This is a genomic window from Halobellus captivus (assembly GCF_007655485.1).
GTDB lineage: Archaea > Halobacteriota > Halobacteria > Halobacteriales > Haloferacaceae > Haloquadratum > Haloquadratum captivum.
The window spans coordinates 262,832-280,219 of the sequence record NZ_VJXQ01000003.1; the positions used below are offsets into that span (position 1 = coordinate 262,832).

The 17,388-nt window shown below is 67.1% G+C and carries 20 protein-coding genes; 15 read left to right on the plus strand and 5 right to left on the minus strand.

Annotated features, from left to right (window positions below):
* Positions 1-19 precede the first annotated feature (19 nt).
* On the minus strand, positions 20-232 hold the full coding sequence (gene samp2, locus FJT57_RS10660; protein ID WP_144905328.1) for a ubiquitin-like small modifier protein SAMP2: 213 nt from the start codon (positions 230-232) through the stop codon (positions 20-22).
* A 117-nt stretch (positions 233-349) separates the two neighbouring features.
* Between samp2 and FJT57_RS10665 the strand changes: the two genes are divergently transcribed.
* From FJT57_RS10665 to FJT57_RS10685, 5 genes are all read left to right on the plus strand, one after another.
* Positions 350-1,330, plus strand: coding sequence for a replication factor C small subunit (locus FJT57_RS10665; RefSeq protein ID WP_144904993.1), 981 nt, complete (start codon positions 350-352; stop codon positions 1,328-1,330).
* A gap of 57 nt (positions 1,331-1,387) precedes the next feature.
* The gene (gene alaS / locus FJT57_RS10670; RefSeq protein WP_144904994.1) at positions 1,388-4,156 is read left to right on the plus strand and encodes an alanine--tRNA ligase; all 2,769 of its coding nucleotides are present in this window, start codon (positions 1,388-1,390) and stop codon (positions 4,154-4,156) included.
* Between the two features lie 149 nt (positions 4,157-4,305).
* A complete protein-coding gene (locus FJT57_RS10675) occupies positions 4,306-4,911 on the plus strand; it encodes a DUF7504 family protein (protein ID WP_144904996.1) in 606 nt (201 codons plus the stop codon).
* Between the two features lie 130 nt (positions 4,912-5,041).
* Positions 5,042-5,821, plus strand: coding sequence for an alpha/beta fold hydrolase (locus FJT57_RS10680; protein WP_144904998.1), 780 nt, complete (start codon positions 5,042-5,044; stop codon positions 5,819-5,821).
* A gap of 96 nt (positions 5,822-5,917) precedes the next feature.
* On the plus strand, positions 5,918-6,625 hold the full coding sequence (locus tag FJT57_RS10685; RefSeq protein WP_144905000.1) for a type 1 glutamine amidotransferase: 708 nt from the start codon (positions 5,918-5,920) through the stop codon (positions 6,623-6,625).
* Positions 6,626-6,723: 98 nt separating this feature from the next.
* Here the strand turns inward: FJT57_RS10685 and FJT57_RS10690 are convergent, their stop codons facing one another.
* Entirely contained in the window at positions 6,724-7,206 is a 483-nt protein-coding gene (locus tag FJT57_RS10690; protein ID WP_144905002.1) for a cupin domain-containing protein, read from the minus strand.
* Positions 7,207-7,367: 161 nt separating this feature from the next.
* Between FJT57_RS10690 and FJT57_RS10695 the strand changes: the two genes are divergently transcribed.
* From FJT57_RS10695 to FJT57_RS10705, 3 genes are all read left to right on the plus strand, one after another.
* A complete protein-coding gene (locus tag FJT57_RS10695; RefSeq protein ID WP_144905004.1) occupies positions 7,368-7,733 on the plus strand; it encodes a 4Fe-4S dicluster domain-containing protein in 366 nt (121 codons plus the stop codon).
* Between the two features lie 38 nt (positions 7,734-7,771).
* The gene (locus tag FJT57_RS10700) at positions 7,772-8,323 is read left to right on the plus strand and encodes a VIT1/CCC1 transporter family protein (protein ID WP_144905006.1); all 552 of its coding nucleotides are present in this window, start codon (positions 7,772-7,774) and stop codon (positions 8,321-8,323) included.
* Between the two features lie 81 nt (positions 8,324-8,404).
* Entirely contained in the window at positions 8,405-8,857 is a 453-nt protein-coding gene (locus tag FJT57_RS10705; RefSeq protein WP_144905008.1) for a ferritin-like domain-containing protein, read from the plus strand.
* 19 nt (positions 8,858-8,876) lie between these two features.
* On the opposite strand, the gene FJT57_RS10710 is transcribed toward FJT57_RS10705, so the two are convergent.
* The 3 genes from FJT57_RS10710 to FJT57_RS10720 are packed head-to-tail and all read right to left on the minus strand — an operon-like array spanning position 8,877 to position 10,967.
* Entirely contained in the window at positions 8,877-9,611 is a 735-nt protein-coding gene (locus FJT57_RS10710) for an energy-coupling factor transporter transmembrane component T family protein (protein WP_144905010.1), read from the minus strand.
* A complete protein-coding gene (locus tag FJT57_RS10715; RefSeq protein ID WP_144905013.1) occupies positions 9,605-10,348 on the minus strand; it encodes an energy-coupling factor ABC transporter ATP-binding protein in 744 nt (247 codons plus the stop codon). The genes FJT57_RS10710 and FJT57_RS10715 overlap by 7 nt, the downstream gene beginning before the upstream one ends.
* Positions 10,349-10,385: 37 nt before the next feature.
* Positions 10,386-10,967 (minus strand): biotin transporter BioY, encoded by a 582-nt coding sequence (locus tag FJT57_RS10720; protein ID WP_144905015.1) that lies wholly within the window; start codon positions 10,965-10,967, stop codon positions 10,386-10,388.
* Between the two features lie 84 nt (positions 10,968-11,051).
* On the opposite strand from FJT57_RS10720, the gene FJT57_RS10725 reads away from it, so the two are divergent.
* The 7 genes from FJT57_RS10725 to FJT57_RS10755 all read left to right on the plus strand — a co-directional run bounded on the left by FJT57_RS10725 (position 11,052) and on the right by FJT57_RS10755 (position 17,386).
* Positions 11,052-11,807 carry a conditioned medium-induced protein 4 gene (locus FJT57_RS10725; RefSeq protein WP_144905017.1) on the plus strand — a complete coding sequence of 252 codons (756 nt, stop codon included), beginning with the start codon at positions 11,052-11,054 and terminating at the stop codon, positions 11,805-11,807.
* 91 nt (positions 11,808-11,898) lie between these two features.
* Positions 11,899-14,010, plus strand: a complete 2,112-nt coding sequence (locus tag FJT57_RS10730) for a minichromosome maintenance protein MCM (protein WP_144905019.1) — start codon at positions 11,899-11,901, stop codon at positions 14,008-14,010.
* The gene (locus FJT57_RS10735; RefSeq protein WP_144905021.1) at positions 14,010-14,294 is read left to right on the plus strand and encodes a DUF7854 family protein; all 285 of its coding nucleotides are present in this window, start codon (positions 14,010-14,012) and stop codon (positions 14,292-14,294) included. The genes FJT57_RS10730 and FJT57_RS10735 overlap by 1 nt, the downstream gene beginning before the upstream one ends.
* Positions 14,295-14,351: 57 nt before the next feature.
* Positions 14,352-14,690 (plus strand): DUF7855 family protein, encoded by a 339-nt coding sequence (locus tag FJT57_RS10740; RefSeq protein WP_144905023.1) that lies wholly within the window; start codon positions 14,352-14,354, stop codon positions 14,688-14,690.
* A complete protein-coding gene (locus FJT57_RS10745) occupies positions 14,687-15,631 on the plus strand; it encodes a DUF7856 family protein (protein ID WP_144905026.1) in 945 nt (314 codons plus the stop codon). The genes FJT57_RS10740 and FJT57_RS10745 overlap by 4 nt, the downstream gene beginning before the upstream one ends.
* A gap of 82 nt (positions 15,632-15,713) precedes the next feature.
* Positions 15,714-16,721 carry a DUF7857 domain-containing protein gene (locus FJT57_RS10750; protein ID WP_144905028.1) on the plus strand — a complete coding sequence of 336 codons (1,008 nt, stop codon included), beginning with the start codon at positions 15,714-15,716 and terminating at the stop codon, positions 16,719-16,721.
* A complete protein-coding gene (locus FJT57_RS10755) occupies positions 16,718-17,386 on the plus strand; it encodes a MinD/ParA family ATP-binding protein (protein WP_144905030.1) in 669 nt (222 codons plus the stop codon). Before FJT57_RS10750 ends, FJT57_RS10755 begins: the two co-directional genes overlap by 4 nt.
* The last annotated feature ends 2 nt before the right edge of the window (positions 17,387-17,388 follow it).

Genomic DNA, 17,388 nt, shown 5'->3' on the forward strand with positions numbered 1-17,388 from the left:
TCGGACCTCCGAAGAGACGTCACCGCGGCGACGAGCCGCCCTTGATGAGTCGAAGCACCCGAACGCGGTCGACTTCGACGGGTTGGTCCTCCGGAACGGGGCTGCCGTCGATCATCACCGAGATCTCGTGCGGGGAGTACCCGACGGCGCGAACGACGTCGGCGTACGTGTCGTCGTCACCGACTTCCACGGTCTCCTCTCCCTCGCCGACGACATCGACGGTCACGCGCATATCCCCCGCTTCGACCGCGCCGGGCTTTCCGGTTTCGCTTCCGGCGGGGCGGACGTCGACCGCGAACCGTAGCCGAAACGCGGGTGGTTTATGAGCCACGGGCTCCCTGTCTCGCGTATGAGTGAGGCCGACGCCTCGGAGGGGGCCCCGGCGGGACGCGAGATCTGGATCGAGAAGTACCGACCCGAAACCTTCGACGACATTTACGGACAGGAAGAGATCGTCGAGCGCCTTCGATCGTATGTCGAGCGCGACGACCTGCCGCACTTGCTCTTTGCGGGTCCGGCCGGAACCGGCAAAACCACCTCAGCCACCGCCATCGCCCGCGCGATCTACGGCGACGACTGGAAGAACAACTTCCTCGAACTGAACGCCTCCGACGAGCGCGGAATCGACGTCGTCAGGGATCGGATCAAGAACTTCGCGCGCTCGTCGTTCGGCGGCTACGACCACCGAGTCATCTTCCTCGACGAGGCTGACTCGCTCACGGATGACGCCCAGTCGGCGCTGCGGCGGACGATGGAACAGTTCTCCGACAACACGCGCTTCATCCTCTCGTGTAACTACTCCTCGAAGATCATCGACCCGATCCAGTCGCGATGCGCCGTCTTCCGGTTCTCGCCGCTCTCCGACGATGCGATCCGCCAGCAGGTCGAAGACATCGCTGCGGCGGAGGATATCGAGATCACCGAAGACGGCCTCGACGCGCTCGTTTACGCCGCGGGCGGCGATATGCGCCGCGCGATCAACTCGCTGCAGGCGGCGGCGACGACCGGGGACGTCGTCGACGAGGAGGCCGTCTATCTGATCACCTCGACCGCTCGCCCCGAGCAGATCGAGGAGATGGTACGGGCGGCGATCGACGGCGACTTCGCGTCGGCGCGGTCCCAACTCGAAACGCTGCTCGTCGACACCGGGATGGCGGGCGGCGACATCATCGACCAACTGCACCGCTCGGCGTGGGACTTCGACCTCGACGAGCGCACGACGATCCGACTGATGGAGCGCATCGGCGAGGCGGATTATCGGATTACGGCGGGGGCGAACGAGCGGGTCCAGTTGGAGGCGCTGTTGGCCTCCCTCGCGGCCGAGGAATAGCGGTTCGCGGCCTGTACCCGGAACTGTTTTACCCGGCCGTGGGTCAACTGACGGGTAATGAGTGAACTCGAAGCGGAGTATCGCCTCGATTACTTCGAGGAGGAGGGGTTCCACCGGAAGCAGTGTCCGGTGACCGACGTCCACTTCTGGACGCGGGATCCCGACCGCGAGACGTGCGGCGAGCCGCCCGCGGACGACTACTCCTTCATCGACAACCCCGGCTTCGACGAGGAGTACACCCTCGAAGAGATGCGAGAGAAGTTCCTCTCGTTCTTCGAGGAGCACGGCCACGAGCGAATCGACCCATATCCGGTCGCGGCGAACCGCTGGCGCGACGACGTCCTCCTGACGCAGGCGTCGATCTACGACTTCCAGCCGCTCGTCACGAGCGGGCAGACGCCGCCACCGGCGAACCCGCTGTGCATCTCCCAGCCCTGCATTCGGATGCAGGACATCGACAACGTCGGCAAGACCGGCCGCCACACGATGGCCTTCGAGATGATGGCCCACCACGCGTTCAACGCCCGCGAGGAGGCTGGCGACGAGTACGCCTACTCCGGCGAGGTCTACTGGAAGGACGAAACCGTCGAACTCTGCGATCAGTTCTTCGAGCACATGGGGGCGGACCCGGCCGAAGTGACCTACATCGAGGACCCGTGGGTCGGCGGCGGCAACGCCGGACCGGCCTTCGAGGTCCTGTACCGGGGTGCCGAACTCGCGACGCTCGTCTTTATGTCGATGGAGCAGGACGCCGACGGCGAATACGAGATGAAAGACGGCAACCGGTACTCGCCGATGGACACCTACATCGTCGACACCGGCTACGGCCTCGAACGCTGGACGTGGGTGTCGCAGGGGACGCCGACGGTTTACGAGGCGGTCTACCCCGATATGATCGAGTTCCTCAAGGAGAACGCCGGAATCTCGCTGACCGACGAGGAGCGAGAACTCGTCCACCGCGCGGCGAAGCTCTCGGGCTATCTCGACATCGACGAAATCGACGACCTGACGGAAGCCCGAGCCGACGTCGCCGACGAACTCGACGTCGACGCCGACGAACTCACCGAACTGCTCCACCCGCTGGAGACGATCTACGCGATCGCCGATCACTGCCGCACCCTCGCCTATATGTTCGGCGACGAGATCGTGCCGTCGAACGTCGGCACGGGCTATCTCGCGCGGATGGTGCTGCGCCGGACGAAGCGCCTCGTCGACGACGTCGGCGTCGACGCCCCGCTCGACGAACTCGTGGATATGCAGGCGAAGCGACTCGACTACCAGAACCGCGATACGATCCGCGACATCGTCCGAACCGAGGAGCGGAAGTACCGCGAGACGCTCGAACGCGGCCGACGAAAGGTCGAAACCCTGGCGGCCGACTACGCGGAGAAGGACGAACCGATCCCCGTCGAGGAACTCATCGAACTGTACGACTCCCACGGGATCCAGCCGGAGATGGTCGCGGAGATCGCCGCCGACCGCGGCGCGAGCGTCGACGTCCCCGACAACTTCTACTCGCTCGTCGCGGAGCGACACGGCGGCGACGACGCGGCCGCGGCGTCGACCGCGCGCGAGGAGCGCCTCGCGGACCTCCCCGAGACGGAGAAGCTCTACTACGACGACCAGGAGCGGACGGAGTTCGAGGCGGTCGTCCTCGACGTGATCGAGCGCGAGGAGGGGTACGACGTCGTCCTCGATCAGACGATGTTCTACCCGGAGGGCGGCGGCCAGCCCGCCGACCACGGGGCGCTGTCGACCGACGACACGACCGTGCAGGTGACCGACGTCCAGATCCGCGACGGCGTCGTGCTCCACCGGACCGACGGGACCCCCGGCAAGGGCGAGTTCGTCCGCGGCCAACTCGACGTCGAGCGCCGTCGTCGGCTGATGCGGCACCACACCGCGACGCACATCATCGGCTACGCCGCCCGGCAGGTCCTCGGCGAGCACGTCCGGCAGGCGGGAGCACAGAAGGGGACGAAGCGCTCCCGTCTCGACATCAAACACTACGCGCGGATCTCCCGCGATGAGGTCAAACGGATCGAGATGGTTGCGAACGATCTCGTGATGCAGAACCGGACGGTGAAGCAGAACTGGCCGGACCGCCACGAGGCCGAAGCCGAGCACGGGTTCGACCTCTATCAGGGCGGAATCCCGCCGGGACAGAACATCCGGACGATCACCATCGACGACGACGTCCAGGCCTGCGGCGGGACGCACGTCTCCCGTACCGGCGACATTGGCGCGATCAAGATCCTCACCACGGAGCCGGTCCAAGACGGCGTCGAACGCGTCGTCTTCGCCGCCGGTGACGCGGCGATCGAGGCGACCCAGCGCACCGAGGACGCGCTGTACGAGGCGGCCGAGGTGCTCGACGTCACGCCCGAAGACGTCCCCGAGACGGCCGAGCGCTTCTTCACCGAGTGGAAGGAGCGGGGGAAGACGATCGACCGGCTGAAGACCGAGGTGGCGGAGGCCCGCGCGGCCGCCGGAGACGACGAGATCGACGTCGACGGAACGGCCGCCGTCGTGCGGCGACTCGACGGCGACGCCGACGAACTCCGGGCGACCGCCAACGCGCTCGTCGAGGAGGGGAAGGTCGCCGTCCTCGGCTCCGGTGCCGGTGGCAGCGCGCAGTTCGTCGTCGGCGTCCCCGACGGCGTCGGGATCAACGCGGGCGAAGTCGTCGGGCGTCTCGCCGCGGCGGTCGGCGGCGGCGGCGGCGGCCCGCCGGACTTCGCGCAGGGCGGCGGACCGGACGTCGACGCGCTGGACGACGCGCTGGACGACGCCCCGGACGTGCTCCGCGCGGTTCGGAGCGCGTGATCGACGAACCGTTCGCCCTCAACTGAACGCGTAGCGACCCACCGCTTCGCCCTCGGTTGCGGGCCTAATCGATCCACCGCTTCGCTATCGATACCATCACTGCGGCGTATCACACAAGACTTATCGGAATCTGTTGACAATCCAACACTGTGTCCTCGATAGCGACGGTCGCGGCGCAGGTTGCCGACGCTTCGACCGTGTTGATCCTCCATCCGCAGAACGCGGCCGTCGATGATGTCGAGTACAAACGCCACTTCGCGGACGGCGGTAGCGATGTGGAATTGCTCGGTATCTCGTTTTCGCAGCCTCCCGCTCCGTGGTACGACGCGTGGTCCGAAGCGCTCGACGGTGAGCCTGCTGCGGCCGCGATCATCACGACGCCCGAACTGGACAGCGGCGACGTCGGCGACCGCGACCTTGTGGTCGAGACGGTCGCCAATCCCTCGAATCTCACGGGTGTCGGGATGAAATCCACGCCGTACATCTCCGACTGGACCAACCCGATAGTCGCCGTCGATTCGCTCACGGTCTTGCTTCAGTACGCCGATTCACAGAGCGTGTACCGCTTCCTTCACGTGCTCACAACCCGGCTTCGGGCGGCCGACGCGACCGGGCTCTTCTTCCTCGATCCGATGGTGCACGACGACCAGACCGTCGAGCTGCTCAAGACGCTGTTCGACGCCGTCGTCGAGTGCGAGGCCGACAACGCGGATGGCGAGCAGGTGGAGTGGACGGCGCGGGCCCAAGAGTCCTGAGCGGTTCGAACTAAGCGGTCCAAACCTGAGTCTCCCGACTCTGAATCCTCCGAAGCTGAGTCTCCGAATCTGTGAGGCCCACCTCGTCCCGAGGCGAGACGCCTAAGACGCGCCGAATCGACGTTCCGGTATGGCGCGGGTCTCGAACGATGGCGTCGATCTGTACTACGATACGGCCGGGCGGGGCGAGACAGTCGCGTTCGTCGGCGACGTCGGCTACGGGGCGTGGCAGTGGGGCTGGCAACACGCGGCCGTCGCGGGTCCGTACCGGAGTCTCGTCACCGATCTCCGCGGTTGCGGACGCTCGAACGCGCCCTCCGGTCCCTACGCCGTCGCGGATTTCGTCGACGACCTCACAGCGGTGCTCTCGGACGCGGGCGTTCGCTCGGCGCACGTCGTGGGCGCGGGTCTCGGCGGGATGGTCGCGCTGGAGGCCGCGCGGACGACCTCGCGCGTCGACAGCCTCGTCCTCGTCGGGACCGCGGCCCGCGGCGAGGGCCTCGACCTCGAACCCCTCTGGGGCGCTCCGGACGACCGCGGGGCGCTCGAAGGCTCGCTCCGCGCTGGCTTTTCAGGATCGTTCTCCGAGGCCCGTCCCGATGCTCTCGCGCAGATGGTCGACTGGCGTTCGGCGGAGGACGCAGCGCGGTCGGCGTGGGAGGCACAGATTGCCGCCGTCACCGACTTCGACGTCTCCGATCGCCTCTACGCGATCACGGACCCGGCGCTCGTCGTCCACGGGGCCGACGACGCGGTCTGGCCGTTCGAGCGCGGTGACGCGCTGGCCGAGGGGCTTCCGCGCGGAGAGCTCTCCTCGATAGAGGACGCGGGCCACCTCGTCCATATCGAGGCCTCCAAACGCGTCAACGACGATTTGCTCGGCTTTCTGGCAGCGCTGGAGGACGCGTAGGTCGTCACCTCCCCGCTGGCAAACGGGCGTCACAGGGTCCGGCACGACTGCCCGCGGGCGCAAGACACTTTTCGATCCGCCGCGTTCGGACCGTTGATGAATCGGGCCAGCGACCGGTTGCGGATCGCGCTTCTCGACGCTTCCCACGGCGACGAGCACACGCCCCGGAACTTCCGACGCGAACTCGCCGCCGACCTCGTCGAGTTCGACGTGACGACGGACGGGCCGCCCGCGGACTTCGACTTCGACGCCGTCGTGGTCACGGGATCTAGCTCGTCGGTGTACTGGGACCGCGAGTGGATTCGGCCCCTCGTCGCATACGTCGCCGACGCCGACGAGCGCGGCCTACCGATCCTCGGCGTCTGTTACGGCCACCAGGTGCTCGCGACGGCGCTGGGCGGTCGGGTCGAGGATATGGGCCGCTACGAGATCGGCTATCGGGAGATCACGAAGGTCGCCGACGACGAGTTACTGGGAGGCGTTCCAGACACCTTCACCGCGTTCACGACGCATTCGGACGCGGTCACCGAACTCCCGCCGGACGCGACGCTCCTCGCGGAGAACGACTACGGGGTACACGCCTTCCGCCGGGGGGTGGCCTGGGGGGTTCAGTTCCACCCCGAGTACGACCCGGAGACGGCACGGGCGATCACGAACGAGAAGGAGCTCTCGGACGAGCGCCGCCGATCGGTTCTCGACGGCATCACCGAGGAGAACTACCACGCCGCGTGCCGGACGAAGCGGCTGTTCGACAACTTCACCGACGCCGTCCGTCGGGCGCGACGCGAGCGGGTTTCGGCGTAGCTCGACGCGAACAGAGTTCGGCGTGGCTCGATGCGAACAGATTTCAGCGTAGCTCGACGCGGGCGAGTGGCGGCTATCGCCACGGAGTCGATATCGGCCTATGATTCGTCCTCCCAGTAGTCGACGTCGTCGCCGCGGCGGAAGTAGCCGGAGACGACGCGCTCGTCGTCGCTCCCGGGCGGTGAGCCCGCATACACGCCGATCTTTTCGGAGTCGGGATAGACGGTCACGTCCGGATCTCGCATCGTCGAGACCGCGAGATAGCGCAGCGGTTCGTCGCCGTCGTTGTGCAGGCGGTGCGCGCCGTCCGGATCCGCTGGAAACCCGCAGAAATCGCCCGCTTCGATCCTGCTCTCCCCGTCCGGAGTTCGGAGCGCGCCGGTCCCCGAGAGGACGTACATCGCCTCCGCGTTGCCGGTGTGGAAGTGATACGGCCACGAGGAGGCGTCCGGCGGGAGTTCGTAGAGGCTCGCACCGATATCGTCGAAGTCGGCCGCGCTCGCGAGTTTCTTTCGCTTGAAGTTCGTGCGCTCGCGCTTGACCTCGGTCCACTCCAACTCCCGTTCGTTAACACGGCTCATACACTCACTCCCGACTGGTGTGGCTTAATTATGCGGTCGGCACCGACAGTTCAACAACGGCGTCGACAGTCCAACAACAGCATCGACAGTCCAACAACAGCATCGACAGTCCAACAACGGCACCGACGGTGTTTTCCTCCTCACTCGTGTACTGACGCACAATGGGAATCGATCCGAACTTCGATAACAACCGCGAGAAGCTCCGCGAGGAGGAGTTGGACGAGCTTCGCTCGTCAGCGAGCAAAACGGAGCTCGGCGAGGGCGTCGACGTCTGGGGACCCGTCGAACCGCCGGAGAAACTCGGGATCCACGGGACGCACGTCGCCGTCGACTACGACCTCTGCGTCGCCGACGGCGCGTGTCTGGAGAACTGCCCGGTCGACGTGTTCACGTGGGTCGAAACGCCCGGACACCCCGAATCGGACCGGAAGGTCGAACCGACGCGCGAGGATCAGTGCATCGACTGTATGCTCTGCGTCGACATCTGTCCGGTGGACGCCATCGACGTCGACGGCTCGCGGGCCTGATACGGCCGGTTCGCGCGTCCCGACGGTGACGACACACGATGATCGAGAAACTCCTCGGCGACGACGTCGAACCCTCCGGTCGGTACCTCGCGGAGATCATCTACGGCGCGAACGACGGCATCGTGACGACGTTCGCCGTCGTCTCCGGCGTCGCGGGGGCCGCACTCAGTCCCTCTATCGTGCTCATCTTGGGCGCGGCGAACCTCTTCGCCGACGGCTTCTCGATGGGGATGAGCAATTACCTGAGCCGCCGCTCCGAACTCGACTACCAGCACACCAGGGCTCGCGTCGGCGACGCGGCTCCGGCGACGTTGGCTGACGGGAAATCGCCGCGCTGGACCGCGCTCGTCACCTTTCTGGCGTTCGTCGTCGCCGGGTGGGCACCGCTGTTACCCTACATTCTCGGACTCGGCCCGGCGTTTCCGCTCTCGGTCGCGGTCACCGGTGTGACCTTCTTCGTCGTCGGCGCGAGTCGGAGCCTCGTGACTGCACGTCGGTGGTATCTCAACGGCGCGGAGATGTTCGTCGTGGGGATGGCCGCCGCCGTCGTCGCCTACACGGTGGGACGCGTTCTCGGCGGCGTGGCCTAAGTGGCGCGTGGGTTCTGTTCGGCGCTAGTACGTCGGATTGGCGACAGTATCTTGTCGACGGCGAGCGAATCCTTACCCGCTATGTCTGACGAGGTAACCCGGCTGCTGCAGAAGGCCTACCAGGACGAGATCGAGACCGTGATGAACTACTTGACGAACTCGATCGTCCTCGACGGCGTCCGCGCCGAGGAGATCAAAGAGTCCCTCCAGCAGGATATTCAGGAGGAACTCGGCCACGCCGAACAGCTCGGCAATCGACTCAAGCAGCTCGACGAGCACCCGCCCGGCTCCGCCGCCTTCGAGGCGAACCAGCTGAGCCTCCAGCCGCCCGAGGACACGACGGACGTCCTCTCGGTGATCGAGGGGGTTCTTGACGCCGAGGAAGGTGCGATCGAGACGTACCGGGCCCTGATCGACGCCGCCGAGGCGGCCGATGATCCCGTCACGGAGGACCTCGCAGTGACGCTTCTCGCCGACGAGGAGGCGCACCGAACGGAGTTCCGCGGGTTCAAGAAAGAGTACAGCCAGGCGTAACCCCGGCCCACGCGGAGCCCTACGGCCCGAGCAGAGTCGCCCCCGCGAGCGCGAGCGCGACGAGCAGTCCGACCGCGTCGATTCTCTCGAATCGGAGTTCCGGGAGCGTCGGATTCCAGGCGAAGCAGCGCGCGCGAAGAGCGAGCGCCAGCCGATCCGCCCGCCCGAACGCCCGTCGGATTCCGGCCGACGCGACGAGTTGCATCCGCGCTCGGAGCGGCCGCTCCGAGCCGAGCCGGGCGTTCGAGGCCTCGCGGATCCGTCCGAGATCCGATCGGAGCAGCGGCAGGAACCGGAACACGAGCGCGACGCCGACGCCGAGCAGCCGACCGACGCGACCCGGAACGAGGCGCTGGATCGCCGCGCGGGTGTCGCGAACGGGCGTCGCGTGCAGGTAGACCGCCGACACGAGGAGAATGAGGAGCACCCGGTAGCTCGCCAGCAGCGGCTCGAACGCCGCGGCCGGATCGATGCCGACCGCCCACGCGCCCGACCCCGGACTGACGTCGACCTCGACGACCGAGAGCAGCGGGGCGGCCACCAGAAACGGCAGTGCGGGCAGATAGCCCCGGATCGCCCGCACGGGAGAGAGCCGCCCCGCGGCGAGGAAGGCGAGCGCCACGACTGTGAGCCACGCAAGACCCGAGGGAGTGGTGTGCGCGAACGCGGCCGCCGCGAACGCGGCCTGTGCGAGCAGTTTCGTCCGCGGATCGAGCCGGTGAGCGAGCGAGTCACCGGATCGGTAGGTCAGCATCGCGCGTCGGCGTCGCGGTCCGCTGGGGCGTTCACCGACTCCGGCACGCGCACGTCGTACTGCGGAAGCGACGACGCGGCCTCCGCGGGCGCGGCGTCGACGACGACCCGCCCGTCGGCCATCGCGACCACGCGATCCGCCAGTTCGAGGACGTCGCGGAGGTCGTGCGTCACGACGATGAGGCTCGTTCCGTCGTTCGAGAGCGTCCGCAGTCGATCGAGCACGGAGCGGCGCGCTGGCTCATCAAGGCCGGTGAACGGCTCGTCGAGGACGAGATGGTCGGGTTCCATCGCGAGCGCGCCCGCGATGGCGACGCGTTCGCGCTCGCCCCCGGAGAGTTCGTCTAGCCGATCATCGGTGCGATCGGCGAGGTTCACCGCGGCCAGTGCGGCCTCGACCCGACGATCGATCGCTTCCCGCTCCAGTCCGAGGTTCTCGGGGCCGAAGGCGACGTCGGCGCCGACCGTCGCGGCGACGAGTTGGTCGCGCGGCTCCTGAAACACCATTCCGACGGCCGTCCGCGCGGCGACGAGATCCGACCCGACGTCGCGACCGTTCACCTCGACCGTTCCCGCGTCCGGTTTCAACAGGCCGTTGAAGTGCCGCACGAGCGTCGTCTTCCCCGACCCGTTCGCGCCCGCGAGGACGACGCACTCGCCGTCTGGGACCGAGAGCGAGACGTCGTCGACGGCGACGGAGTCGCCGTAGCGGTGAACGAGCCCGTCGGTTCGGATCACTGTGCGTTTCCTCCCACCATCACGGTTGTTGCGGTTGTCACGCGGCCGCGGCGGCGTCGCTGCGGACCACGCCCACCGCGGCGGCGATTTTCACGGCCTCGAAGGGAACGAACGCCAGCGCGCTCACCGCGAACGCCTCGACGAGACCGACGTTCTGCACGAGCGCGAAGCCGACCGTCCCGAGCGCATAGATGACGACCGTCCCGGCGAGCATCCCGCCGACCAGTCGGACGGTTCCGACCGTTTCGGGGTCGTCGAGGCCGTCGAACCCGTGGACGGTGGCTCCGATCAGCGCGGCCGCGATCGGGTACGACCAGAGGTAGCCCGCCGTGTAGCCGACGAGCGGGCCGAAGCCCGCGGACCCCGCGGAGAAGATCGGCGCACCGGCCGCGCCCGCGGCGAGATAGAACGCCAACGACACGCCGCCCCACACGGGGCCGAGAAAGATCCCGGCGAGGAAGACGCCGAGCACCTGCAGGCTCACGGGGACCGGCGAGATCGGATTGGGAAACGATACGTACGCGAACGCGCCGGTGAGCGCCGCGAACAACGCCGCGCGAGCGACGTTGCCGACGACGTCCTCCCCGACGAGCTCGACCGACTCCGTCTCTGTCGACATACCCTCTCCTGTCCCGTAAACCTAAATCAATACTTTGGTTTACGACGGAAACGTTTGTACGTCGCGGCGACCTTGAGTGACCTGATGGACGAAAAGACCGCCGAACTCCGGGACCTCTTCGTAGAGACGACGGGCGAAGAAACCGTGACCGAGTCGCAGTCGGCGGCGCGCGGCTCGCTGGCGAGCGACCGCGACGAGGAGGCCGTCGACACGGAACTCGACCACGTGATCGAGACGATGCGCGAGCGCTACGATTTCGCCTCGTCGCTTTCGACTCCCGATCTCCGCCGTATCGTCCGGGCGTTCTTCGATCCCGACGTCGCGGGCGTGGACGCGGGATCGTGGTCGGATGCGGCCGACGCGGCGGTAGCGTCGTCGCTCTCTGCGGCCGTCGATAGCGAATCATCTGCGGTCGATGTCGATGCCGAGACGGTCTTCCGCGCGCGAATGGACCTCCACCTCGTCAGCGACGCGGACCGCGAGAGTCCGGTTCCCTACGAGCGACTTCGAGAACTCGTTTCGGACCGTTCCCCTGACGTCGCCGACGAGTCGCTCGCGGCGGAACTGTCCGCGGCGACGGATGTCGGCATCGACGTTGCGGCGGACGCAGATGTCGACGTGGCTGCGGATGCAGACGTCGACGTGGACGCTGACGCCGTCCGACGATACCGTCGCGTCGTCGAGGCTGATCTCGAATCCCGGCAGGCGAACCACCGGTTCCGCGACGCGTTCACCGACCTCCTGACGGACGCGGACCTGTCGACGCGACTCGCGGAGGACGCCCGCCGCGACGGTCTCAAAGACGCGACTGAGGACATCGAAACCGACGTCTCGCTCTGAGAACAGCCTTCTGCGGCCTCCGCTCGTAGTTCGTTCACTTTCGCTCTCCGTGGCGAAGACTCTTACCTGATGAGGACCCTACTCCGGTGCGATGGCGCAGGCCCCCCAGGATTCACGCGACCTCACAGATCGATTCATCCAGTTTTACCGCAAGTACTACAGCGACGAGATCGGCACGCTGGCGCAGCAGTATCCGAACGAAAAGCGGTCGCTCTACGTCGATTACGACGACCTCTACGCCTTCGATACCGAGTTAGCCGAGGATTACCGAAAGAAACCCGACCAGATACGGGAGTACGCCGAGGAGGCGCTCCGGCTCTACGACCTGCCGGTGGACATCAAACTCGGGCGCGCGCACGTCCGCCTGATGAACCTCCCCGAGACGGTCGACATCCGCGGTATCCGCGTTCACGACGACCATATCGGGCGGATGATCGCCGTCCAGGGGATCGTCCGGAAGGCGACCGACGTCAGGCCGAAGATCACCGAGGCCGCCTTCGAGTGCCAGCGCTGCGGGACGATGACGTACATCCCGCAGGCCGACAGCGGCTTTCAGGAACCGCACGAGTGTCAGGGGTGCGAGCGTCAGGGGCCGTTCCACGTCGACTTCGACCAATCGGAGTTCGTCGACGCGCAGAAGGTGCGCGTCCAGGAGAGCCCGGAGGGCCTGCGCGGCGGCGAGACGCCGCAGAGCATCGACATCGACCTCGAAGACGACGTCACCGGCAGAGTGACCGCGGGGGATCACGTGATGGTGACGGGCGTCCTCCACATCGAACAGCAGACCTCGGGCAACGAGAAGACGCCCATCTTCGATCTCTACATGGACGGGGTCAGCGTCGAAATCGAAGACGAGGAGTTCGAGGATATGGACATCACCGACGAGGACGTCGCGAAGATCGTCGATCTCTCGAACGACCCCGACATCTACGAGCAGATGGTCGCCTCCGTCGCACCTTCCATCTACGGCTACGATCAGGAGAAACTCGCGATGATTCTCCAACTGTTCTCGGGCGTGACGAAACATCTCCCGGACGGGTCGCGGATCCGCGGCGACCTGCATATGCTTCTGATCGGTGATCCTGGGACGGGTAAGTCGGCGATGCTTCAGTACATTCGCAATATTGCCCCCCGATCCGTCTACACCTCCGGGAAAGGCAGCTCCTCCGCAGGGCTCACTGCTGCGGCCGTACGCGACGATTTCGGCGACGGACAGCAGTGGACGCTCGAAGCCGGTGCGCTCGTCTTGGCCGATAAGGGGATTGCGGCGGTCGACGAGCTCGATAAGATGAGGTCGGAAGATCGCAGTGCAATGCACGAAGCGCTAGAGCAGCAATCCATCTCGGTATCAAAGGCCGGAATCAACGCGACGCTGAAGTCCCGGTGTTCGCTGCTCGGCGCGGCGAACCCGAAGTACGGCCGCTTCGACCAGTACGAACCGATCGGCGAGCAGATCGATCTCGAACCCGCGCTCATCTCCCGGTTCGATCTGATCTTCACGGTGACCGACAACCCCGATCCGGAGACCGACGCGGAGCTCGCAGATCACATCATCAACACGAACTACGCGGGCGAGCTTCACACGCAGAAGTCGAAGATCCCGAGTTCGGAGTTCACCGACGGCGAGGTCGAAGACGCGACCGAAGAGGTGACTCCCGCGATCGACGCCGAACTCCTGCGGAAGTACATCGCCTACGCGAAACGGAACTGCTATCCGACGATGACCGAGGAGGCCAAGGAGGTCATCCGCGACTTCTACGTCAACTTCCGGGCGAAGGGGGCCGCCGACGACGCCCCGGTGCCGGTGACGGCGCGGAAGCTCGAAGCGCTCGTTCGCCTCTCGGAGGCGTCGGCGCGGCTCCGCCTCTCCGACAAGGTCGAACACCAGGACGCCGTCCGCGTCACCGATATCGTCGAATCCTGCCTGCGCGACATCGGAATGGACCCCGAGACGGGCGAGTTCGACGCCGACATCGTCGAGACCGGAACCTCGAAGAACCAGCGCGATCGGATCAAGGACCTCAAGCATCTCATCGAGGAGCTCGAAGACGAGTACGAGGAGGGCGCACCGGTCGAGGAGGTCATCAAGCGGGCGGGAAGCGACCTCGGCTTGGACGAGACGAAGGCCGAAGACGAGATCGAGAACCTCCGCCGGAAGGGCGAGGTGTACGAGCCACGACAGAACTACCTCCGGACGACGTAATGGATCGAATATCCGCACTCCGGAACGTCGAGGAGGCGCTCAGAGACTTCGAGTCGGGCGAGTCGGACCTCGCGGCGACCGAGCAGCGCGTCACGACGGTTCTCCGGACCTACGCGACGGATTTCGAGGGCGAAGCGGGCCTTCGAGCGTATCAGGCGATCGGCGACGGCCGGGCACACGGCCTCGTCGTCGTCGCCGAGAGCGACGCCGAGGCGCGCGAGCGGATCGCCGACCTCCTCGACGAAAATCCGTCGGACCTCGACGTGAACATCTCGCCGGTGTGAGTCGGTTTCGCCGGTGTGAGTGGATTTTTACCACCCCCGTGAAATAGGCTCGTAGCCGTGTTGTTGGTTGTGACGTACTCGCGTCGGGCGCGCGAGACGCTGCGAAACGCCTGTCGAGCGCACGAGGAAACTGTCGTCAGACGGTTCGGTCGCGCCGCCCTGTTACGCGAGACCGAGTACGGCGCGTTTCTGGCGTGTCGGCTTCGGGAGCGACACGCTGCGGACGTGCAGATCGAGCGAACCGAGCCGTTCAACGAGTTCGCCGACGCGCCCGAATCGGTTCGGGAAGCGGCCGCAGCCTACGAGGACCGCGAGTCGCCGAGCACGCCGTACGACAGGTTCGCCGCGGGGACGGAGTATCCCGACCCTGCCGCGATGCGAGAGCGGGAACTGTGACCGGGAGTTCCGCCGAATCGCCGTTCGCGCTCCGGCTACCGGACGGGACCGTCCAGCGGGGGCCGGTCGTTGATCTGCGGGAGGGCGCTGTCGGGACCGCTCTCTCGCTTCATCGACTCCGCCGCGCGATCCGCGACGGCCGACCGACCGGACCCGAAGCGCCCGCTGTTTCTTCGCCACCTCCCGGGGCGACTCACGCACACGTCGCTCGTCTCGCCTTCGATACCCGAATCCGAACCCGTGCCGCGCTCGCGGCTGTCGCGTTCGACCGAGGCGTCGAAACGCCGCACGACGACGACCTCCTCGAGGCGGCCCGGTCGCTCCGATCGCACTCTCCGGCACCGATAGACGACGGGGAACTGCGGGATGCCCGCCGTAAGGCGGCCGAGGCCGGGGCCGAGACGGACCGCCTCAGAGAACGCGTCGCGACCGTTCGGGGTCGGGTGACCGCGCTCCGGGAGGCCGCGGCCGACGACGCGCGGCGATCCCCGGAGACCGACGAAGGGGTGGCCGACGCGGAAACCGCGCTCTCGGACGCGACGCGTCGGCTCTCGGAAGCGGCCACGGAGCGCGTCGCTGCGACCCAGCGACTGAAACTCCTCGAAGCGCAGGCCAGGAACGCACGCGACGGACGAAACACGCGCATCAGCCTCGAAGACCGGCTCGAAAACTGCAGGCGAAAGGTCCGGGCTGCCCGCGTCGACGCTGTCTCCGACGAGTTTCACGCCGCCCGTCGCGAGACCGTGCGTCGGGTTCACGGACTCGACGAGGCCGCCTCTGATGCGCTACCGACGGACGTTCCGGAGTTCGTCGACGCGCTCGCCGTGGCCCGTATCGCGCCGATCCGCGCGCCGGTGGTCGTCGCTGGCGACGTCGTCGGCGCGTTCGGCGGCGCCGACGCGGCGTTCGAGTGGCTCGACGCGCCGCTCGTGATCTGTTAGCGCGTCGGGCGAGTACCCCCGCCTCGGACCGTTGTCCCTACACCTCCAACAGTTTATGTAGGAACGAGCGACCAGACCTCGCGTGAAAGCCGTTTCCGACGCCACCGATCGGGTCGGTGAACCGAAATCACCGGACGACGAACAGCCCGCCGCCGACCCGTTCGTGACCACCGTCTCTACGAGGTCCGTCGCGGGCGTCACGCTCGTGCAGGTTGAACTCCGGAACACCGTCTCGGTCGATCTTCGGGTTCGCGTTCGGAACGAACTCGACGGCCCCGTGCTCCCGCCTCGCGAGGAGGGCCTCCCCGCTTCTGGGTGGGGCGCTGACGGGTTTTGTGGTGCTGTTCCCGCGTCTGGACGCCGGGGCGTCGGCTACGCCTGTCCGGTGTCGTCTCCGACGGAGACGGATACGCACTCGGAAGCCGTCAGTGGTGACTCCGAGCTGTCGCGTGACTCCGATGCCGTCTCGATCGACGTACTCGGCCCCGCTGACGGGTCGGAGTCGCAGTCGACTCCCACCGCGGCGGCGATTCGATCACTGGGCCGGGCGCGGCCGCCCGCTGACGTCGTCGAGAACGATGTGCAAAATGATGCCGACACTGACATCGATACCGGCGCCGACCATCTCGCGGCGGCATCTGCTGTCGAAACTCCCGATGGATCGACCGTCGAATCTACTCCCGAATCCACTGGACAAGCGGAAATGGACAAAATAGCCGCTGTGGGGGAGGAAACGGACAGCAGTCCCGAAAACGCGGTGGGAGCACGATCCGGCACGGTTCCCGTCGCCGTCGACGTGTGGCTCGACGCGGCCGAACGGCGTATCGGGCACGCCGAGCGACTCACCGGCGGAACGGCCGAGGAGGCGACGGCGGTGCTCGTCGACCGCGGCGGCGCGGATGCGCTCGCGGGGCTTCCCGAGGCCGTCGCGGCCGACGAATCGTCCCTGCGGGCCGCGGCGTCCCGAATGCGCGATCTCGCCGAGCGCGCGGCGGCAACGGACGCGGCACCGGTCGTGTCGTCGCTGTCGGAGGCGGCCGTGTCGAGCAACAATTCCGCGATGGACTCACACGCGGGGAGTGAGCGATGATCGTCGCCGTCACCGGCGGCAAGGGCGGCGTCGGTAAGTCGACTGTCTCGGTCGAACTCGGCGCGGCACTCGACGCGACGGTCGTCGACGCCGATCTGGGAATGGCCGATCTGCCGACGGGACCCGGGCCGGACCTCCACGACGTCCTCGCTGGCCGAGCGGACCCGATCGAAGCCGTGCGGGAGGGCTGCGGTCCGGTCAGGTTGCTCCCCTGCGGGCGTTCGCTCGCGGGCGCTCGCGCCGCCGACGTCTCGACGCTCGACGGGGCGCTCCGCGCGGTCGAAGCGACCTACGGCGACGTCGTCGTCGACTGCCCGGCGGGGATGAAGGCCGATGCGGGCGTTCCCCTCGCCGTCGCGGACGCCTGCGTCATCGTGGCCTCGCCGCAGTCCTACGCGCTCGCGGACGCGGTTCGATCCCGGGAGCTCGCCCGCGAACTCGACGCCGGACTGGTCGGCGTCGTCATCAACCGTGCGCTCGACGACCCGCCGACGCGGACCTTCGAGGGGGTGTTGGGTGCGCCCGCGGTCGTCGTTCCGGCGGACCCGCGCGTGGGTCAGACCGTCGAATCGTTTCGGCCGGTCGTTCGCGCCGCGCCGTCGACGCGAGCGGCTCGCGCGGTCTCGGCCGTCGCCGATGCGGTGACTCGGGCGAAGCGGGTCTGAAC

Coding starts and splice junctions, on each gene's coding strand:
- FJT57_RS10705 (WP_144905008.1), top strand. CDS start 8,405: ATGTCTGACGAGGTAACCCGGCTGCTGCAGAAGGCCTACCAGGACGAG.
- FJT57_RS10690 (WP_144905002.1), bottom strand. CDS start 7,206: ATGAGCCGTGTTAACGAACGGGAGTTGGAGTGGACCGAGGTCAAGCGC.
- FJT57_RS10720 (WP_144905015.1), bottom strand. CDS start 10,967: ATGTCGACAGAGACGGAGTCGGTCGAGCTCGTCGGGGAGGACGTCGTC.
- alaS (WP_144904994.1), top strand. CDS start 1,388: ATGAGTGAACTCGAAGCGGAGTATCGCCTCGATTACTTCGAGGAGGAG.
- samp2 (WP_144905328.1), bottom strand. CDS start 232: ATGCGCGTGACCGTCGATGTCGTCGGCGAGGGAGAGGAGACCGTGGAA.
- FJT57_RS10710 (WP_144905010.1), bottom strand. CDS start 9,611: ATGCTGACCTACCGATCCGGTGACTCGCTCGCTCACCGGCTCGATCCG.
- FJT57_RS10680 (WP_144904998.1), top strand. CDS start 5,042: ATGGCGCGGGTCTCGAACGATGGCGTCGATCTGTACTACGATACGGCC.
- FJT57_RS10685 (WP_144905000.1), top strand. CDS start 5,918: ATGAATCGGGCCAGCGACCGGTTGCGGATCGCGCTTCTCGACGCTTCC.
- FJT57_RS10700 (WP_144905006.1), top strand. CDS start 7,772: ATGATCGAGAAACTCCTCGGCGACGACGTCGAACCCTCCGGTCGGTAC.
- FJT57_RS10735 (WP_144905021.1), top strand. CDS start 14,010: ATGGATCGAATATCCGCACTCCGGAACGTCGAGGAGGCGCTCAGAGAC.
- FJT57_RS10665 (WP_144904993.1), top strand. CDS start 350: ATGAGTGAGGCCGACGCCTCGGAGGGGGCCCCGGCGGGACGCGAGATC.
- FJT57_RS10725 (WP_144905017.1), top strand. CDS start 11,052: ATGGACGAAAAGACCGCCGAACTCCGGGACCTCTTCGTAGAGACGACG.
- FJT57_RS10695 (WP_144905004.1), top strand. CDS start 7,368: ATGGGAATCGATCCGAACTTCGATAACAACCGCGAGAAGCTCCGCGAG.
- FJT57_RS10755 (WP_144905030.1), top strand. CDS start 16,718: ATGATCGTCGCCGTCACCGGCGGCAAGGGCGGCGTCGGTAAGTCGACT.
- FJT57_RS10730 (WP_144905019.1), top strand. CDS start 11,899: ATGGCGCAGGCCCCCCAGGATTCACGCGACCTCACAGATCGATTCATC.